General features: G+C 67.8%; 14 protein-coding genes. 8 read left to right on the forward strand and 6 right to left on the reverse strand.

Annotated features, from left to right (window positions below):
* Nucleotides 1-10 precede the first annotated feature (10 nt).
* Nucleotides 11-775 carry an SDR family oxidoreductase gene (locus M8859_RS26410; protein WP_159926074.1) on the reverse strand — a complete coding sequence of 255 codons (765 nt, stop codon included), beginning with the start codon at nucleotides 773-775 and terminating at the stop codon, nucleotides 11-13.
* 166 nt (nucleotides 776-941) lie between these two features.
* On the opposite strand from M8859_RS26410, the gene M8859_RS26415 reads away from it, so the two are divergent.
* The 3 genes from M8859_RS26415 to M8859_RS26425 all read left to right on the forward strand — a co-directional run bounded on the left by M8859_RS26415 (nucleotide 942) and on the right by M8859_RS26425 (nucleotide 3,541).
* Nucleotides 942-2,573: an ABC-F family ATP-binding cassette domain-containing protein gene (locus M8859_RS26415; protein ID WP_249644956.1), complete on the forward strand. Its 1,632-nt coding sequence runs from the start codon at nucleotides 942-944 to the stop codon at nucleotides 2,571-2,573.
* Nucleotides 2,574-2,654: 81 nt separating this feature from the next.
* Nucleotides 2,655-2,885: a helix-turn-helix domain-containing protein gene (locus tag M8859_RS26420; protein WP_223513684.1), complete on the forward strand. Its 231-nt coding sequence runs from the start codon at nucleotides 2,655-2,657 to the stop codon at nucleotides 2,883-2,885.
* Between the two features lie 83 nt (nucleotides 2,886-2,968).
* Nucleotides 2,969-3,541 (forward strand): dihydrofolate reductase family protein, encoded by a 573-nt coding sequence (locus M8859_RS26425; protein ID WP_195071408.1) that lies wholly within the window; start codon nucleotides 2,969-2,971, stop codon nucleotides 3,539-3,541.
* Here the strand turns inward: M8859_RS26425 and M8859_RS26430 are convergent.
* The 3 genes from M8859_RS26430 to M8859_RS26440 all read right to left on the reverse strand — a co-directional run bounded on the left by M8859_RS26430 (nucleotide 3,535) and on the right by M8859_RS26440 (nucleotide 5,883).
* The gene (locus M8859_RS26430) at nucleotides 3,535-4,464 is read right to left on the reverse strand and encodes an MvdC/MvdD family ATP grasp protein (RefSeq protein ID WP_236565518.1); all 930 of its coding nucleotides are present in this window, start codon (nucleotides 4,462-4,464) and stop codon (nucleotides 3,535-3,537) included. The two genes, M8859_RS26425 and M8859_RS26430, sit on opposite strands and share 7 nt — an antisense overlap.
* A gap of 44 nt (nucleotides 4,465-4,508) precedes the next feature.
* A complete protein-coding gene (locus M8859_RS26435) occupies nucleotides 4,509-4,964 on the reverse strand; it encodes a hypothetical protein (protein ID WP_195071346.1) in 456 nt (151 codons plus the stop codon).
* A gap of 415 nt (nucleotides 4,965-5,379) precedes the next feature.
* Nucleotides 5,380-5,883, reverse strand: a complete 504-nt coding sequence (locus tag M8859_RS26440) for a cupin domain-containing protein (RefSeq protein WP_159926064.1) — start codon at nucleotides 5,881-5,883, stop codon at nucleotides 5,380-5,382.
* A gap of 70 nt (nucleotides 5,884-5,953) precedes the next feature.
* Between M8859_RS26440 and M8859_RS26445 the strand changes: the two genes are divergently transcribed.
* Together M8859_RS26445 and M8859_RS26450 are read left to right on the forward strand one after the other, a co-directional pair.
* Complete coding sequence (locus M8859_RS26445) at nucleotides 5,954-6,460, forward strand: MarR family winged helix-turn-helix transcriptional regulator (protein WP_159926062.1); 507 nt, start codon at nucleotides 5,954-5,956, stop codon at nucleotides 6,458-6,460.
* Nucleotides 6,461-6,620: 160 nt separating this feature from the next.
* The gene (locus M8859_RS26450; protein ID WP_159926060.1) at nucleotides 6,621-7,415 is read left to right on the forward strand and encodes a hypothetical protein; all 795 of its coding nucleotides are present in this window, start codon (nucleotides 6,621-6,623) and stop codon (nucleotides 7,413-7,415) included.
* A 42-nt stretch (nucleotides 7,416-7,457) separates the two neighbouring features.
* Here M8859_RS26450 and M8859_RS26455 read toward each other — a convergent pair whose 3' ends face one another.
* Nucleotides 7,458-8,024: a TetR/AcrR family transcriptional regulator gene (locus M8859_RS26455; protein WP_159926058.1), complete on the reverse strand. Its 567-nt coding sequence runs from the start codon at nucleotides 8,022-8,024 to the stop codon at nucleotides 7,458-7,460.
* 171 nt (nucleotides 8,025-8,195) lie between these two features.
* Nucleotides 8,196-11,015 (reverse strand): aconitate hydratase, encoded by a 2,820-nt coding sequence (locus M8859_RS26460; RefSeq protein WP_159926056.1) that lies wholly within the window; start codon nucleotides 11,013-11,015, stop codon nucleotides 8,196-8,198.
* A 286-nt stretch (nucleotides 11,016-11,301) separates the two neighbouring features.
* Between M8859_RS26460 and M8859_RS26465 the strand changes: the two genes are divergently transcribed.
* The 3 genes from M8859_RS26465 to moxR1 all read left to right on the forward strand — a co-directional run bounded on the left by M8859_RS26465 (nucleotide 11,302) and on the right by moxR1 (nucleotide 15,070).
* Nucleotides 11,302-11,877 (forward strand): Rv1476 family membrane protein, encoded by a 576-nt coding sequence (locus M8859_RS26465; protein WP_195071347.1) that lies wholly within the window; start codon nucleotides 11,302-11,304, stop codon nucleotides 11,875-11,877.
* Nucleotides 11,878-12,327: 450 nt separating this feature from the next.
* Nucleotides 12,328-13,746 (forward strand): NlpC/P60 family protein, encoded by a 1,419-nt coding sequence (locus M8859_RS26470; protein ID WP_159926052.1) that lies wholly within the window; start codon nucleotides 12,328-12,330, stop codon nucleotides 13,744-13,746.
* 136 nt (nucleotides 13,747-13,882) lie between these two features.
* On the forward strand, nucleotides 13,883-15,070 hold the full coding sequence (gene moxR1 / locus M8859_RS26475) for a chaperone MoxR1 (RefSeq protein WP_159926050.1): 1,188 nt from the start codon (nucleotides 13,883-13,885) through the stop codon (nucleotides 15,068-15,070).
* Nucleotides 15,071-15,099 lie beyond the last annotated feature (29 nt).

The raw sequence follows: 15,099 nt of genomic DNA on the forward strand, positions 1-15,099 counted from the left end.
TTGTGCGGGGTCAGATCCCGCCGGTGGACAGCAGCCCGCCGTCCACGCGCACCGTCTCGCCGGTGATCCACGCCGCCTCGTCGGAGACCAGGAAGCCGATCAGGCGCGCCACGTCCTCCGGAGTGCCTAGCCGCTTCATCGGGTACACGCTCGCGGCGCGCTCCTCATCGGACGAATACAGCGCGTCGGCGAACTTCGTCTTGATCACGCCCGGCGCGACCGCGTTCACCCGGATCTTCGGCCCCAGCTGCCAGGCGAGTTCACCGGTGAGATGGATCAGCGCGGACTTGGACGCGCCGTAGGCGGCGATCACGCCGGTCGAGCGGATGCCCGCCACGCTGGCCACGTTGACCACGGCGCCGCCGTGGTCGCGCATCCACGCCCGGTAGGCCTCCTGGATGTAGCCGAGGGCCGCGACCACGTTCACGTCGAAGATCTTGCGCACGGCGTCCAGGTCGGCGTCCATCAGGGAACCGAAGACCGGGTTGATGCCGGTGTTGTTGATCAGGACATCCAGCGAACCGAACTCCGTGACCGCGCGCTCGACCGCGGCCGCCCGATCCTCGGCGACGCCCGAGTTTCCCGGCAGGGCGACGACCTGGCCCTGGTGTCCCAGCCCGCGCAGCTCGGCGGCGGCCTCCTCCAGCGGGTCCTTCTTCCGCGCGGTGATCAGCACGTTCGCGCCGCGTGCGAGCAACTCCGCCGCGACCGCCTTGCCGATGCCCCGGCTGGCCCCCGTGACCAGTGCGCTCTTGCCCAATAGATCGGTACTCATGGCTCGCACGGTAGCGCAGCTGTTCGCGCGGGCCGTTACCGCCGTCACATGCGGGGTGCCGACAAGGGGAAGGTCCCTTCGCGCCGGGTAAAATCGGTGGTTCTTGTGCGCGTCGGGTCGCACAATCGAGCACGCGTCCAGCACCACGATCCACGAGGAGAAGTTTGTGATCACCGCGACCGACCTGGAGGTCCGGGCCGGAGTCCGCACCCTGCTGTCCGCACCGGGAGCGGCGCTGCGGGTGCAGGCGGGCGACCGGATCGGGCTGGTCGGGCGCAACGGCGCGGGAAAGACCACCACGCTGCGCATCCTGGCCGGAGAGGGGGAGCCGTACGCCGGAAAGATCCTCCGCTCCAGCGACATCGGCTACCTGCCCCAGGATCCGCGCGAGGGCAACCTGGACGTGCTGGCCCGGGACCGGGTGCTGTCGGCGCGCGGCCTGGACACGCTGATCCGGGAGATGGAGAAGCAGCAGGCGCTGATGGCGGAGGTCGCCGACGACAAAGAGCGCGAGAAGGCGGTCCGCAAGTACGGCAGGCTCGAAGAGCGTTTCTCGGCCCTCGGCGGTTACGTCGCCGAGAGCGAGGCGGCGCGCATCTGCCACAGCCTCGGTCTGCCCGACCGGGTGCTCGGGCAGTCGCTGCGCACCCTGTCCGGTGGTCAGCGGCGGCGAATCGAATTGGCCCGCATCCTGTTCGCGGCCTCCGACGGCAGCGGCGGGCGTTCGGACACCATCTTGCTGCTGGACGAGCCGACCAACCACCTCGACGCCGACTCGATCACCTGGTTGCGGGGATTCCTGCAGAATCACGACGGCGGCCTGATCGTGATCAGTCACGACGTGGAACTGCTCGCCGACGTGGTGAACAAGGTGTGGTTCCTGGACGCGGTGCGCGGCGAGGCCGACGTCTACAACATGGGCTGGAAGAAGTATCTGGACGCGCGCGCCACCGATGAGCAGCGCAGGCGCCGGGAACGCGCGAATGCCGAGAAGAAGGCGAGTGCGTTGCGCGCCCAGGCGGCCAAGCTCGGCGCCAAGGCCACGAAAGCCACTGCGGCGCAGAACATGGCCAAGCGCGCCGATCGCCTGCTGGCCGAACTCGACGACGTGCGCGTCGCCGACAAGGTCGCCCGGATCAAGTTCCCCGAGCCCGCGGCCTGCGGCAAGACGCCGCTGATGGCCGAGAACCTGACCAAGGTCTACGGCTCGCTGGAGATCTTCACCGGTGTCGATCTCGCGATCGACCGCGGCAGCCGGGTGGTGGTGCTGGGGCTCAACGGCGCGGGTAAGACGACGTTGCTGCGCCTGCTGGCCGGAGTGGAACAGCCGACAGCGGGCGGCTTGGTGCCGGGACACGGCCTGAAGGTCGGGTACTTCGCCCAAGAGCACGACACCCTGGACGATAACGCCACCGTGTGGGAGAACATCCGTCACGCGGCGCCGGACGCGGGCGAGCAGGATCTGCGCGGCCTACTCGGCGCGTTCATGTTCTCCGGTCCGCAGCTCGAGCAGCCCGCGGGCACCCTCTCAGGCGGTGAGAAGACCCGTCTCGCGCTGGCCGGACTGGTCTCCTCCGCAGCGAACGTGCTGCTGCTGGACGAGCCCACGAACAACCTCGACCCCGTCTCGCGAGAGCAGGTGCTGGACGCCCTGCGCACCTACGCGGGCGCCGTGGTGCTGGTCACCCACGACCCGGGCGCAGCGGAGGCGCTGTCTCCGGAACGCGTGATCCTGCTCCCGGACGGGACAGAAGACCATTGGTCGGCCGAATATCTGGAACTTATTCAGCTTGCGTGAGTTTCATCACAGGAACCCGTTGATCACGGCCTGCTGAGTGCTTAGCCTGGAAAGACGCTGCTCGGCGACTCGGAGGAAGCCATGAGCGACAGGCCACAAAGCAAGGCCCCATTGGGTAAGGGCACACGCGTCACCGGGAAGTCACGCGATCGCCTACAAACCCAGCTGAAGAAACAGTACGAGGCGGGTGCGAGCATCCGGTCACTGGCGCGGTCCACCGGCCGCTCCTACGGCTTCATCCATAACGTGCTGGTGGAGTCGGATGTGCAACTCCGCAGCCGGGGCGGAGCCAATCGCCGCAAGAGCCAATAGCGCCGCCGTACCGGCGCGATGAATCCGCGCCGCGAGCACCGTCCGCACTGTGGGGACACGTTGTCGACGGAAGGAACCTCGTGGTGCGGGACTTGCTGCTGCAGATCATGGTGACGCTGGACGGCTATGCGGCCGGCCCGGACGGAGCGCTCGACTGGATCGAAGTCGACGACCCAGAACTGGACGCCTACCTCGCCGAGTTGCTCGGCGGCGTCGATGCCCAGATCTTCGGGCGCACGTCTTACGAGCTGCTGGCCGGGTATTGGCCCGACGCGCAACGCGATCCGGCGACGCCGGGGGACGCGATGCTGGCCCCGCTGGTCAACGCGCTGCCCAAGCTCGTGCTGTCGCACCGGACGGACCTGGAACTGCCCTGGCAGCCCGCCCGCCGGATCGGCGCGGACCTGCCCGCCGAGATCGCGGAGCTGAAGAACAGTCCCGGCAAGCCGCTGGTGGTGTTCGCCGGTGTCCGCACGGCGCAGGAGTTCCTGCGTCTCGACGCGGTGGACGAACTTCGGCTGCTGGTGTTTCCGGTGCTGCTCGGCGCAGGCCTGCCGGTGTTCGGCGAGGTCGCACCCCGGCTGCTACGACTGGTGGACGCCGTGGCGTTCCGGGCCTCCGGCGTGGTGCTGCAGACCTATCGCCGGGCTCAGTAGCCCGCCACTGTGCCGTCGCCGTCCACCAGCAAGTTGGCCAGGCTGCGAAAGATCGGCAGCCCGGTCTTGATCTCCAGGTAGGCGAACTGGCCTTGCGGGTTGACCTCGAGGAAGTAGTACTCACCGTCGCGGCCGAGCCGAATGTCGAGCACGCCGAAGGACAATCCGAGCGCGCCCATCAGGGTGGCCAGCGACTTGCTCACCGCGGCGGGCAGATGATCGGGCACGAAGTCGACGGAGGTGTCCAGGCGGGAGTCGACCTTGCCGACACCGGCCTGCGAGTCGATGCGCACCGTCCACTCGACTCCGTCCACCCACACCACGCGCAGGTCGCAAGTGGCGTCGATGTAGTCCTGGAAGGTGGTCGGCGCCGAACGGATCGCGGCCAGCCTGCCGAAATCGTTGCTGGAGATGATCCTGGTCTCGGCGAACTCCGCCCGGCTGGTGCCGGTGCGTTTGTAAACGACCGGGCCCGGACGGGATTCGACGAAGCTGCGCGCCTCGTCCGGGTCGTTGGTGATCAGGGTCTCCGGCACCGTGAACCCGGCCCGCAGCGCCGTCTCGAGTTGCACGATCTTGCGTCCCGCGGTGCGATCGGCCCCCGGGTCGTTGACCCAGTAGGCGGGGATGGACCACAGCAGCCCCTGGATGAATCCGTCGCACTCGGCCTGACGGAAATCGTTGTCCGAGGCGCGGACACCCGCGGGCACCCGCGCGGGGTGTGGGCGCCGCCACCACACCGACCGGACGTCGTCGAGACCGATCAGGTGCGACAGCGAGCGTGTGGTGCCGAGCCGGTCCAGCCGGAAGCTGCCGGACTCGCGGGGGAAATCACGCAGGTCGAGCTGGATCGGGGCGAGCCCGTGGTGTTCTCGAAGCGTCGCCGCCATCGCCGTGGCGTGTAGATCATCGGACTCGGACACGATCAGGACCGAACCACGCTGGCGTGCCGCCATCCGCCTGCCGCTCAGTCGAGGCTGTCGCAGTTGATGCCGTCGTCGCTGCCGTTGATCGATTTGGTCTGGCAGTAGGTGAACGTCGCCCCGCTCGTGCCGGGGTAGTCGACGAGTTGTAGCCGATCGGCCCAGCTTTCGGTGAGCTGACGCAGCTGGTCGTCGCCGAGCGCCTCCGACGGTGACTCCGGAATGGTCATCGGCCGATCGACCAGATCGATCCGTAGCCTGCGGGTGAAATCGGCGGTGGCGCCGGCGCGGATGTCCACCAGCACCGGACGGCCGTCCGGATCGGCGTGCGGCACTGCGGAATCGATGACGCGCAGGACATCGGACCGGCAGAACGTCCACGTTCCCTCCGCGACGCGCACGCTGATCTCCCGGTCCGATTCCGCGACCAGCAGACCCTGGAGGGGGGCGGCGCGGTCACCCTTCGGTGTCGTTCCGGAAAGGCGGATTGCGTCGGTCATAGCCGTTTCTCCGATCTGCTCACAATTTGCCACGACCCCCGAGCGTGTGAGCGATCATATCGCGGTAGTGGCCTCTATCGGCTCGGATCGCGAGATTTCCCGGCCCGCGGCAAACCGAATTCCGACCCATAAGCGCCAAGTACCGAAAGATTTCCGGTAGCCTGGAAGCACGTCGGGCGCAACGATCGAGCTATCGCCCGCGATGCGCGGACGGAGTCCATAGCCCGATATTGGCGGCTGTGCATCTGTACTTTCGCGCACCTCGGCCGTACTTTCGCACTCGGCGGAGGTGGGGACCGGGGATGCGGCTGCTTGCGCACCACATCGTATTCCCCTGCTCCGGTACGTGGCGCCTTGTGACCAACTCGCTCGAATCCGACTGCGCCTTCTCCGTTTCGGAGGTGCCCGACAGGCTTCAGTTCCGGTTGCCTTCACGCTGTGCCCACCAGGCAGGGGCGTCAACGAAGTGGTTGTCGAACTCGTCCTGGGCAGCGGCGAGTTCGGCCATCGTGGATGAGCCCTCGGCGATCCGTTCCAGCAGCCGGAAGTACTCGAAACGCTGTACCCCGGGTGTGAGCGCGATCAGAATGCGGGCCGTGCTGTCCGGTGCGGCGCCGAACGCGTGCGGCATGAATTTCGGGACCACGATCGAACCACCCGCGCCGACGGTGACGATGCGGTCACCGGCAAGCAGTTGCAGTTCTCCTTCGGCGACGTAGAACAGCTCGTCGGAACGTGTGTGATAGTGCGGCGCCGCACCGTCGGCGCCGCGTTCCATGCCGACCTCGAGCGTGCTCAGCCCGCCGCCGGCCTCTTCGGCATCGATCAGCAGGCGCACGGTGACCGACCGGGTGTGCAGGACCTCCGCGTCCTGCGGCTGCCGGATCGCGACGTCTTTGCGCGGGGCGGGAATGGGCATCTCGAGCTCCAGTTGTTCGCTGATTGATAATTCGTCACCGAACTATATACCACCGAATAGAATCCGGTCCATGACCGAGCGGAAGACCGACGCCGTGGACGCGATCGTGGCGCAGTGGGAGCGCGAACGACCGGACCTCGATCTGGAGGCGATGGCCGTGGTCGGACGGCTGGGGCGGCTGTTCCTGGTGGCGCAGCGCGAGGTCGAGGCGGTATTCGGCAAGCACGGCCTGCAGCGCGGCGAATTCGACGTGCTTGCCGCACTGCGCCGTTCGGGCGAGCCGTTCGAGCTCAATCCGTCGGTGCTGGCCGACACGCTGATGCTCTCCCGTGCGGGCATGACCGGACGGCTGGACCGGCTGGAGTCGGCGGGGCTGGTGCGGCGCGTCGCGGACGTGCACGACCGCAGGGCGGTTCGCGTCGCACTCACCGGTGCGGGGCGCAAGCTGGTCGACATCGTGGTCACCGAGCACACCGCGAACGAGACCCGATTGCTGTCCGTGCTCACCGCCGCCGAGCGGCGGGAACTGGACCGGCTCGCGCGAATTCTGCTGGGCAGCATGGAGCCGGACGGGTAGCCGAGGTAGCTCACACAGCCGGTGATCCGCCGAATCGCGTTCTACATGGGAGAACTCGTGCCGCGATGAGGTAGCTCGATACTCGTGTCAGCGTGGTGGCCCGGGTTTACCGTGGAATCGCGTGCCGAAAGTTTCGGTGCGGTTGTGCAAGGAGGCCACGATGATCGACATCATCACTCTCCGCGGAACCGGCGAGCCGCGGAACTCCGACGGAACGCCCGCGGGCATGCTGCACGACGTGACGAAACTACTCGACACCGGCAAGTTCAGCTGCTTCGAACCGGATTGGCCCGCTTCGGTGGGCCCCGTGCCAGAGGTCTGGGGTCCTTCCTTGGAGACGTCGGTGCGGCTCGGCATCGCTGCGGGGGTGAAGGCGATCCAGGACTCGCCGAATGTCTGCGGGCTGCTGAGCTATTCGCTCGGCGGAATCTGCGCCAGCCGGATCCTGGAGGGCGTCCAAGCGGGGAAGTACAAGAACACCGACGGCACGCCGCTGGAGATCGCGTTCGTGGTGAACATCGCCAATCCGTTGCGCCGCGCCGGGCAGTCGGTCGGAAACCTCTGCCCGGTGAGTACGTTCGGCCTGCACGGGCAACGCGGAACCTGGCCCGCCGCGGTCGCGGTCCGCGAGTACGCCAACCCGGGCGACATCATCACCGCGTCACCGAAGAATTCGCCGTTGCGCATCATCGGGGTCGGCGTCTCCCCGTTCTCCTTCGTCGAGGGCGCCCGCATCGGTGACGTCGCGCCGCTGATCTTCGCCGAACTGCTGGAAATCCTGCTGCGCGACCCGATCGGCAACCTCGACCGCTACACCGCGGCGGTCCGCGGTGTCGTCGGCTACCTCACCCCCTGGCCCTACGGCCAGCACGTCCTCTACAACCACCAGCACATGCCGGGGACGAACGTCCCGTGGACCACGCACGCCGCGGAGTACATCAATACGACGTACTGAGTACTCCGCGCCGCGCGCGCTCGACGCTCTCGCACGGAGAAATCACTGCTTGCGCCGGACCGACGCCTCGACGAGATCCAATACCGCCGAGAGGTTCTCGTTGGTGTGCCCGGAGGCGATCCGCGCGATCAAGCCGTCGAGGACGAGGTCGAGGTAGCCGAGCAGGACGTCGGTGGGCACGTCGTCGCGCAGCGCGCCCGCGGCCTTGCGGCGTTCCAGGCGGGCCAGGGTGGCGGCGGTGAGCTCGGCCGAACGCTGGGTCCAGCCCGCGCGGAATTCGGGATCGGTGCGCAGCCGCCGCGCGATCTCCAGACGGGTTCCGAGCCAGTTGAACTGCTCGGGGTGGGCGAGCATGTCGCGCATCACCTGCACGATGCCCTGGTTGGCCGCCACGTCGGCCATGCGTTCGGCGTCCTCCTGGGCGAGGGCGAGAAACAGCGCGTCCTTGTCGCGGAAGTGGTGGAAAATGGCGCCCCGGGATAGCCCGATCTCTTCCTCGAGGCGGCGCACGGTGGCGCCGTCGTAGCCGTACTCGGCGAAGCAGCGGCGTGCTCCGTCGAGAATCTGGCCGCGCCGGGCGGCGAGGTGATCGTCACTGACCTTGGGCATCAGGATCCTCCAACGGGGATACACGGACCCCCCGCGTCGGCGCTACACCGACGCGGGGGTTCACACAGTACGAGCGCGCGTCCCGTGTTCGCGGGCGCCGAGGGCGGGAGTCCGGGACGCGCGAACACGAGACCTCAGCGGCGCGAACACGCGCCGCCCGAGGCGGCGCGATCAGGCACGGATCATGTTGCGCAGCACGTACTGCAGGATGCCGCCGTTGCGGTAGTAGTCCGCCTCACCGGGAGTGTCGATCCGCACCACCGCGTCGAAGGTGATCTTGTCACCGTTCTCCTTGGTGGCGGTGACCTTCAGGGTCTTCGGGGTGACACCCTCGTTCAGCTGGGTGATGCCCTCGATGTCGAAGGTCTCGGTGCCGTCCAGTTTCAGCGACGCGGCCGACTCGCCCGCCGGGAACTGCAGCGGGATGACGCCCATGCCGATGAGGTTGGAGCGGTGGATGCGCTCGAACGACTCGGTGATGACGGCCCGCACGCCCAACAGGCGGGTGCCCTTGGCGGCCCAGTCACGCGAGGAGCCCGAACCGTACTCCTTGCCGCCGAGCACGACCAGCGGGATGTCCGCGGCCTGGTAGTTCTGCGACGCGTCGTAGATGAACGCCTGCGGCCCGCCGGGCTGGGTGAAGTCGCGGGTGTAACCACCCGAGACGTCGTCGAGCAGCTGGTTGCGCAGCCGGATGTTGGCGAAGGTGCCGCGGATCATCACCTCGTGGTTACCACGACGCGAGCCGTAGGAGTTGTAGTCCTTGCGCTCGACGCCGTTGGCCTCCAGGTACTGGGCGGCCGGGGTGCCCGGCTTGATGTTGCCCGCCGGAGAGATGTGGTCGGTGGTGACCGAGTCGCCGAGCAGAGCGAGCACCCGGGCGCCCTTGATGTCGGTGACCGGTTCCGGCGTCTGCGGCATGCCCTCGAAGTACGGGGGCTTGCGCACGTAGGTGGACTGCGGATCCCACTCGAAGGTCTTGCCCTCCGGCGTGGGCAGGCCGCGCCAGCGCTCGTCGCCCCGGAAGACGTCCTTGTAGTCCTCGAGGAACATGTCGCGGCTGATGACCCGGTCGATGGTGTCCTGGATCTCCTGCGGCGAGGGCCAGATGTCCTTCAGGAAGACGTCGTTGCCCTCGTTGTCCTTGCCGAGCGGGTCGTTCTCGAAGTCGAAGTCCATGGTTCCCGCGAGCGCGTAGGCGATGACCAGCGGCGGGGAGGCCAGGTAGTTCATCTTGACGTCGGGGGAGATCCGTCCTTCGAAGTTGCGGTTGCCCGACAGCACCGCGGTGACGGTGAGGTCGTTGTCGTTGACCGCCTTGGAGATCTCCTCCGGCAGCGGGCCGGTGTTGCCGATGCAGGTGGCGCAACCGAACGCGACCAGGTTGAAGCCCAGCTTGTCCAGGTACGGCCACAGGCCGGCCTTCTCGTAGTAACCGTTGACGACCTGCGAGCCCGGCGCCATGGAGGTCTTCACCCACGGCTTGCGGGCCAAGCCCTTGTCCACCGCGTTGCGGGCCAGCAGGGCCGCGCCGATCATGACCGACGGGTTGGAGGTGTTGGTGCAGGAGGTGATCGAGGCGACCACGACCGCGCCGTGGTCCAGCACGAAGTCGCCGTACTCCTCGGTGGAGACCTTGACCGGCTTGCTCGGGCGGCCCTCCGCGCCGTTCGCGGCGGACGGCGTGAAGTCGGAGCCGTCGTCGGCGAAGGACAGCACGGCCGGGTCACTGGCCGGGAAGGATTCCTCGACGGCCTCGTCCAGCTTGCTGTGCGGGGTGTCGGCGGCGGGGCCGCTCTCCGCGTCGCTGGTGTAGTTGTGGATGTCCTTGCGGAACGCGATCTTGGACTCCGACAGGAGGATCCGGTCCTGCGGCCGCTTCGGGCCCGCGATGGACGGGACAACGGTGCTCAGGTCCAGCTCGAGGTACTCGGAGTAAGCGGGCTCGGAGTCGGCGTCGTGCCAGAGACCCTGCTCCTTCGCGTACGCCTCGACCAGTGCGACCTGCTCGTCGGAACGTCCGGTCAGGCGCAGGTATTCGACGGTCACGTCATCGATCGGGAAGATCGCGGCGGTGGAACCGAATTCGGGGCTCATGTTGCCCAGGGTGGCGCGGTTGGCCAGCGGTACCTCGGCCACGCCCTTGCCGTAGAACTCGACGAACTTGCCGACCACACCGTGCTTGCGCAGCATGTCGGTGACGGTGAGCACCACGTCGGTCGCGGTCACGCCCGGCTTGATCTCGCCGGTCAGCTTGAAGCCGACCACGCGCGGAATCAGCATCGACACGGGCTGGCCGAGCATGGCCGCCTCGGCCTCGATGCCGCCGACGCCCCACCCCAGGACGCCGAGGCCGTTGACCATGGTGGTGTGCGAGTCGGTGCCGACACAGGTGTCGGGGTAGGCCTGGCCGTTGCGGACCATGACGACGCGGGCCAGGTGCTCGATGTTGACCTGGTGCACGATGCCGGTACTGGGCGGGACGACCTTGAAGTCGTCGAACGCGGTCTGGCCCCAGCGCAGGAACTGGTAGCGCTCGCCGTTGCGCTGGTACTCGATGTCGACGTTGCGCTCGAAGGCGTCCGCGCGGCCGAAGACGTCGATGATGACGGAGTGGTCGATGACCATCTCGGCGGGAGCGAGCGGGTTCACCTTGTTCGGGTCGCCGCCCAGGGTGGCCACCGCCTCGCGCATCGTGGCCAGGTCGACGATGCACGGCACGCCGGTGAAGTCCTGCATGATGACGCGGGCGGGCGTGAACTGGATCTCGGTGTTCGGCTGCGCCGTCGGATCCCACTTCGCGATGGCGCGAATGTGATCGGCGGTGATGTTGACGCCGTCCTCGGTGCGGAGGAGATTCTCCGCGAGGACCTTCAGTGCGTAGGGGAGTTTCTCGGTGCCGGGCACGGCGGAGAGGCGGAAAATCTCATAGGAGTTGCTTCCGACCTCGAGGGTGCCCTTGGCGCCGAAAGTATCGATACTTGTCGTCACGTCAGCTCCACTCGTCTGTGAGGGCGGTCGCCGGCGGGGCTGTGCCGGCGGCCGAGTCTTCGGAGGTGCTCCGGTGCCGCTCGGGCGCCGGTTCCTCGCGTTACGACCTTAACAGTACGCTTGTCCTGTGAAACACCAGGGGGCGGTTGCGCGTGCCGTGGACCGATGATGCGACACTCCGTCGCGTACTGTGCTTCCGAGCCAGCAAGGGGGACCTCGCTCGACCCTGCAGTGTTGAATGCCCGTCGCTTCGGTTGCCGATGCGGCTCGACAGACCGGATGGAAGATGACCGCCCCGCACAACTCGGTTTTCACGCCCATGGCCGCCGAATTGCCGCCGAATGTCACCGCCGACACCGTGCGCTCGCTCAACGCCGATCTGGCCGACGATCATGTCGCGACGCTGACCGGCAAGGACGAGGCGGAGTTGGTCGTCATCGCCGCGGAGGCGCGATCGCAAGGAATCCCGCTGAGCATCGTGGTCGTCCCCGGCAATCCAGGACACGACTCGAGCCTGCGGGACCTGGCCACCGAGATCGGCAAGACGCAGCACGGCACGGTCGTCGTCTTCAGCGACGACTGGATCGGCACCTACAGCGACTCGATCAGCCGTGTGCAGCTGGAATGGGCCGAGGACGCGGCGAAGTACAAGCAGGGTAAGAGCGGGGAGGCCGCGAGCACCTTCGTGGCCCGTCTGGAGACGCCCGAGTCGGTGTCCTGGACCGCGATCACCGGCACGCTGTTGCTCGGGACGGCGGCGGCCATCGCCGGGCTGTACTGGATCAAGTCGCGGCGTTCGGCGGACGGCGTGAGCGATCCCCGCGTGGCACGGGACGAGTCACCCGACGCGCGCACCAACTGAACTTTCGCCCCTTCCTCCTGCGCGGTCGGCTTCGGCAGACGTCCTCCACAGGGGTTCCATCCCCGCCGGCCGCGGCTACCCGACATCGCCGCCTGGAATCGCTGTCGCGGTTCCCGCGCGTCCGGGTGCGAGATCTTCGCTGCGTGCGAAGTAGCGGTGCCGCCGAACTAGGGGACTAACGGGAATCGCAGTATCTCTATAGCTACTTTTCCGGACGGTTGGTCTGTAGTGGACCGAAAACGGTTTCGCCGGGTCTAGCAAACTTCTAGCAAAGAAGAAATGGCGAACATCCAGCGCGGTAGATGCGGTTCACTCGGTGGCGCAAGTGTCATACGGTTCGAATGGTCCCTGATGGGGAATATGTGTTTTCAGAGGCCATCTGTGACCACAGTGCGTCATGGTTCGGCTGATGCCCTAGAGGATTACCGGAATCCGGTCCTTGGAGGTGTGATGCGCAACAACGGCGGGCTGACCTACCGACGCCGATTACCGATAGCTATAGGATTGCTGATCTCGGTCGCTGTAGTGGTCACGACCGGACCGGTCGCCGCTGTTCCACCTCCCCCGCCAAATCCCAGCGACGGCCAGATCGCCCAGGCCGGCGCGCAGGTCGACGCGCGTGTGGCCGAGGTCGGCACGCTGATCAACCAGGTCGCCGTGGTCGATCACCAATTGCGGCAGCTCGACGACGCGGTCGCGCAGCGCCGGGAAGACGTCAACAAGGCGCTGGTCGACCTGCAGAACGCCCGCGACGCCGCCGACGCGGCCGCTGTCGTGGTGGTCGACAGCCAGCTCGCCCTGGCCGATGCCGCGGTCGCGGTCGGCCGGGCGCGGCACAACTTCGACCAGTTCGCCACCCAGGTCTATACCCGGCCCGCCTCCGACGCGATGGTCACCTATCTCGCCGCGGCCACCCCGGCGGCCGCGCTGGACCGGGCACAGCTGCTGGAGCTGGTCTCCAAGAACCGCAGGCAGGTGCTCGACGGTCTGCGGCGCGCACAGATCGACCACGGCAACAAGAACTCCAGCGCCCGGCAGGCGAAGGCGGACGCCGACGCGGCCGCCGCCATCGCCGCCGCGCGCAAGACCGACGCCGAGAACGCGGTCGCCGCGGCCAAGGCCGAGCTCGACCGGCAGCACGCGCAGCGCGACGATCTGCTGCGACGGCGTCAGGACGCGCAGGGCCGGCTGGATCAGGCGCGACACGACGTGGCGGGTCTGCAGGGCCAGCGCGACGCGTACCTGGCCTGGGACGCCATGCGCAAGGCGGAGGAGGCGGCGGTGCGTGCCGCCGCCGCGGCGGCCGCCGCTCGCGCGGCCGCCGACCAGGCCACCCGCGACCGCGCCGCCGAACTGGGCACCGGAAAGCGCCCCCACACCCAGCTGGAGGACGCGCCACCGCCGCGGCGGAGTGCGCCCCGGCCGAACGCGCCTTCGGTCGGTGGCTCCTCCGCGATCGAGATAGTGGTCGATCGCGCCATGTCCCAGCTGGGCGTCACCTATGCCTGGGGCGGTGGCGACGAGGACGGGCCGACCCTCGGCATCCGCGACGGCGGCGTCGCCGACAGTCACGGCGACTACCACAAGGTGGGCTTCGACTGCTCGGGGCTGATGGTCTACGCGTTCGCGGGCATCGGGGTCTCGCTGCCGCACTACAGCGGCTACCAATACAACGCGGGCACCCGGGTGCCGGTCGATGACCGCGAACGCGGCGACATGCTGTTCTGGGGGCCCAACGGCAGCCAGCACGTGGCGCTGTATCTCGGCGACGGGAAGATGGTCGAGGCGCCGCAATCCGGCGACGTGGTCAAGGTTTCCCCGGTCCGCGAGGGCGGCATCATGCCGTACGCGGTACGCGTAGTCTCCTGAGATATTCGGACATTCCGGGTATCGATCGGACCGCGGGACCGCCGAAATTCCCATTCTGTCGGGTCCGGTTGCGGCACAGGCGGTGATTACCTGGAATAGTTGTGGCTGCACGCACAGGACCAAGGCGAAAGCGGGGATGTTGGTGACTTCGACGGACGGTGTGAGCGGAGCGAACTCGGCAAAGGATGCGCCGGTCTCCACGCCCAGCACCCTCGAGCGTGACGTCCAGACCCTGGAGAAGACGATCTACGAGGTCAAGCGGGTGATCGTGGGCCAGGATCGCCTGGTCGAACGGCTGCTCGTCGGCGTGCTCGCACGTGGTCACGTCCTGCTCGAAGGCGTTCCCGGCATCGCGAAGACCCTCGCCGTGGAGACCTTCGCCAAGGTGGTCGGCGGCTCGTTCTCCCGCGTCCAGTTCACGCCCGACCTGGTGCCCACCGATCTCATCGGTACCCGGATCTACCGGCAGGGCCGCGAGGAGTTCGACACCGAACTCGGTCCGGTCGTCGCGAACTTCGTGCTCGCCGACGAGATCAACCGCGCGCCCGCCAAGGTGCAGTCGGCGCTGCTCGAGGTGATGGCCGAGCGGCACGTGTCGATCGGCGGCAAGACCTATCCGATGCCGGACCCGTTCCTGGTCATGGCGACCCAGAACCCGATCGAGAGCGAGGGCGTGTACCCGCTGCCCGAGGCGCAGCGCGACCGCTTCCTGTTCAAGGTCGTCGTCGACTACCCCTCGGTGGAGGAGGAGCGCGAGATCATCTACCGGATGGGCGTCACCCCGCCGGAGGCCGGTCGGATCCTGGAGCCGGAGGACCTGATCCGCCTGCAGAAGGTCGCGGCCAACACTTTCGTGCACCACGCCCTGGTCGACTACGTGGTCCGGGTGATCGCCGCGACCCGCAAGCCGGCCGAATTCGGTATGCAGGACGTGGCCAGCTGGATCGCCTACGGTGCGTCGCCGCGCGCCAGCCTCGGCATCATCGCCGCGGCCCGTGCCGTCGCCCTGATCCGCGGCCGCGACTACGTCGTGCCGCAGGACGTCGTCGAGGTGATTCCGGACGTGCTGCGCCATCGCCTGGTGCTGTCCTACGACGCGCTCGCCGACGAGGTCAGCCCGGAAGACGTGATCAAGCGCGTTCTGCAGACGGTCGGCCTGCCGCAGGTCGCGCCGCAGGCGGTGGCCTCGGGCGCGCCTGCCGCGCCCGCGCAGGGCGCACCGCAGCCGCAGATTCCCCAGCAGGCCTCGCCGCAGCAGCAGGCCGTTCCCCAGCCGCCTAACGGGCAGCAGTCGCAGCCCGCGGGCACCATTCCGCCGAAGTGACCTCCGCATCGGATCCGGCTGAGCCAGTG

The sequence above is a fragment of the Nocardia sputi genome (assembly GCF_023501985.1).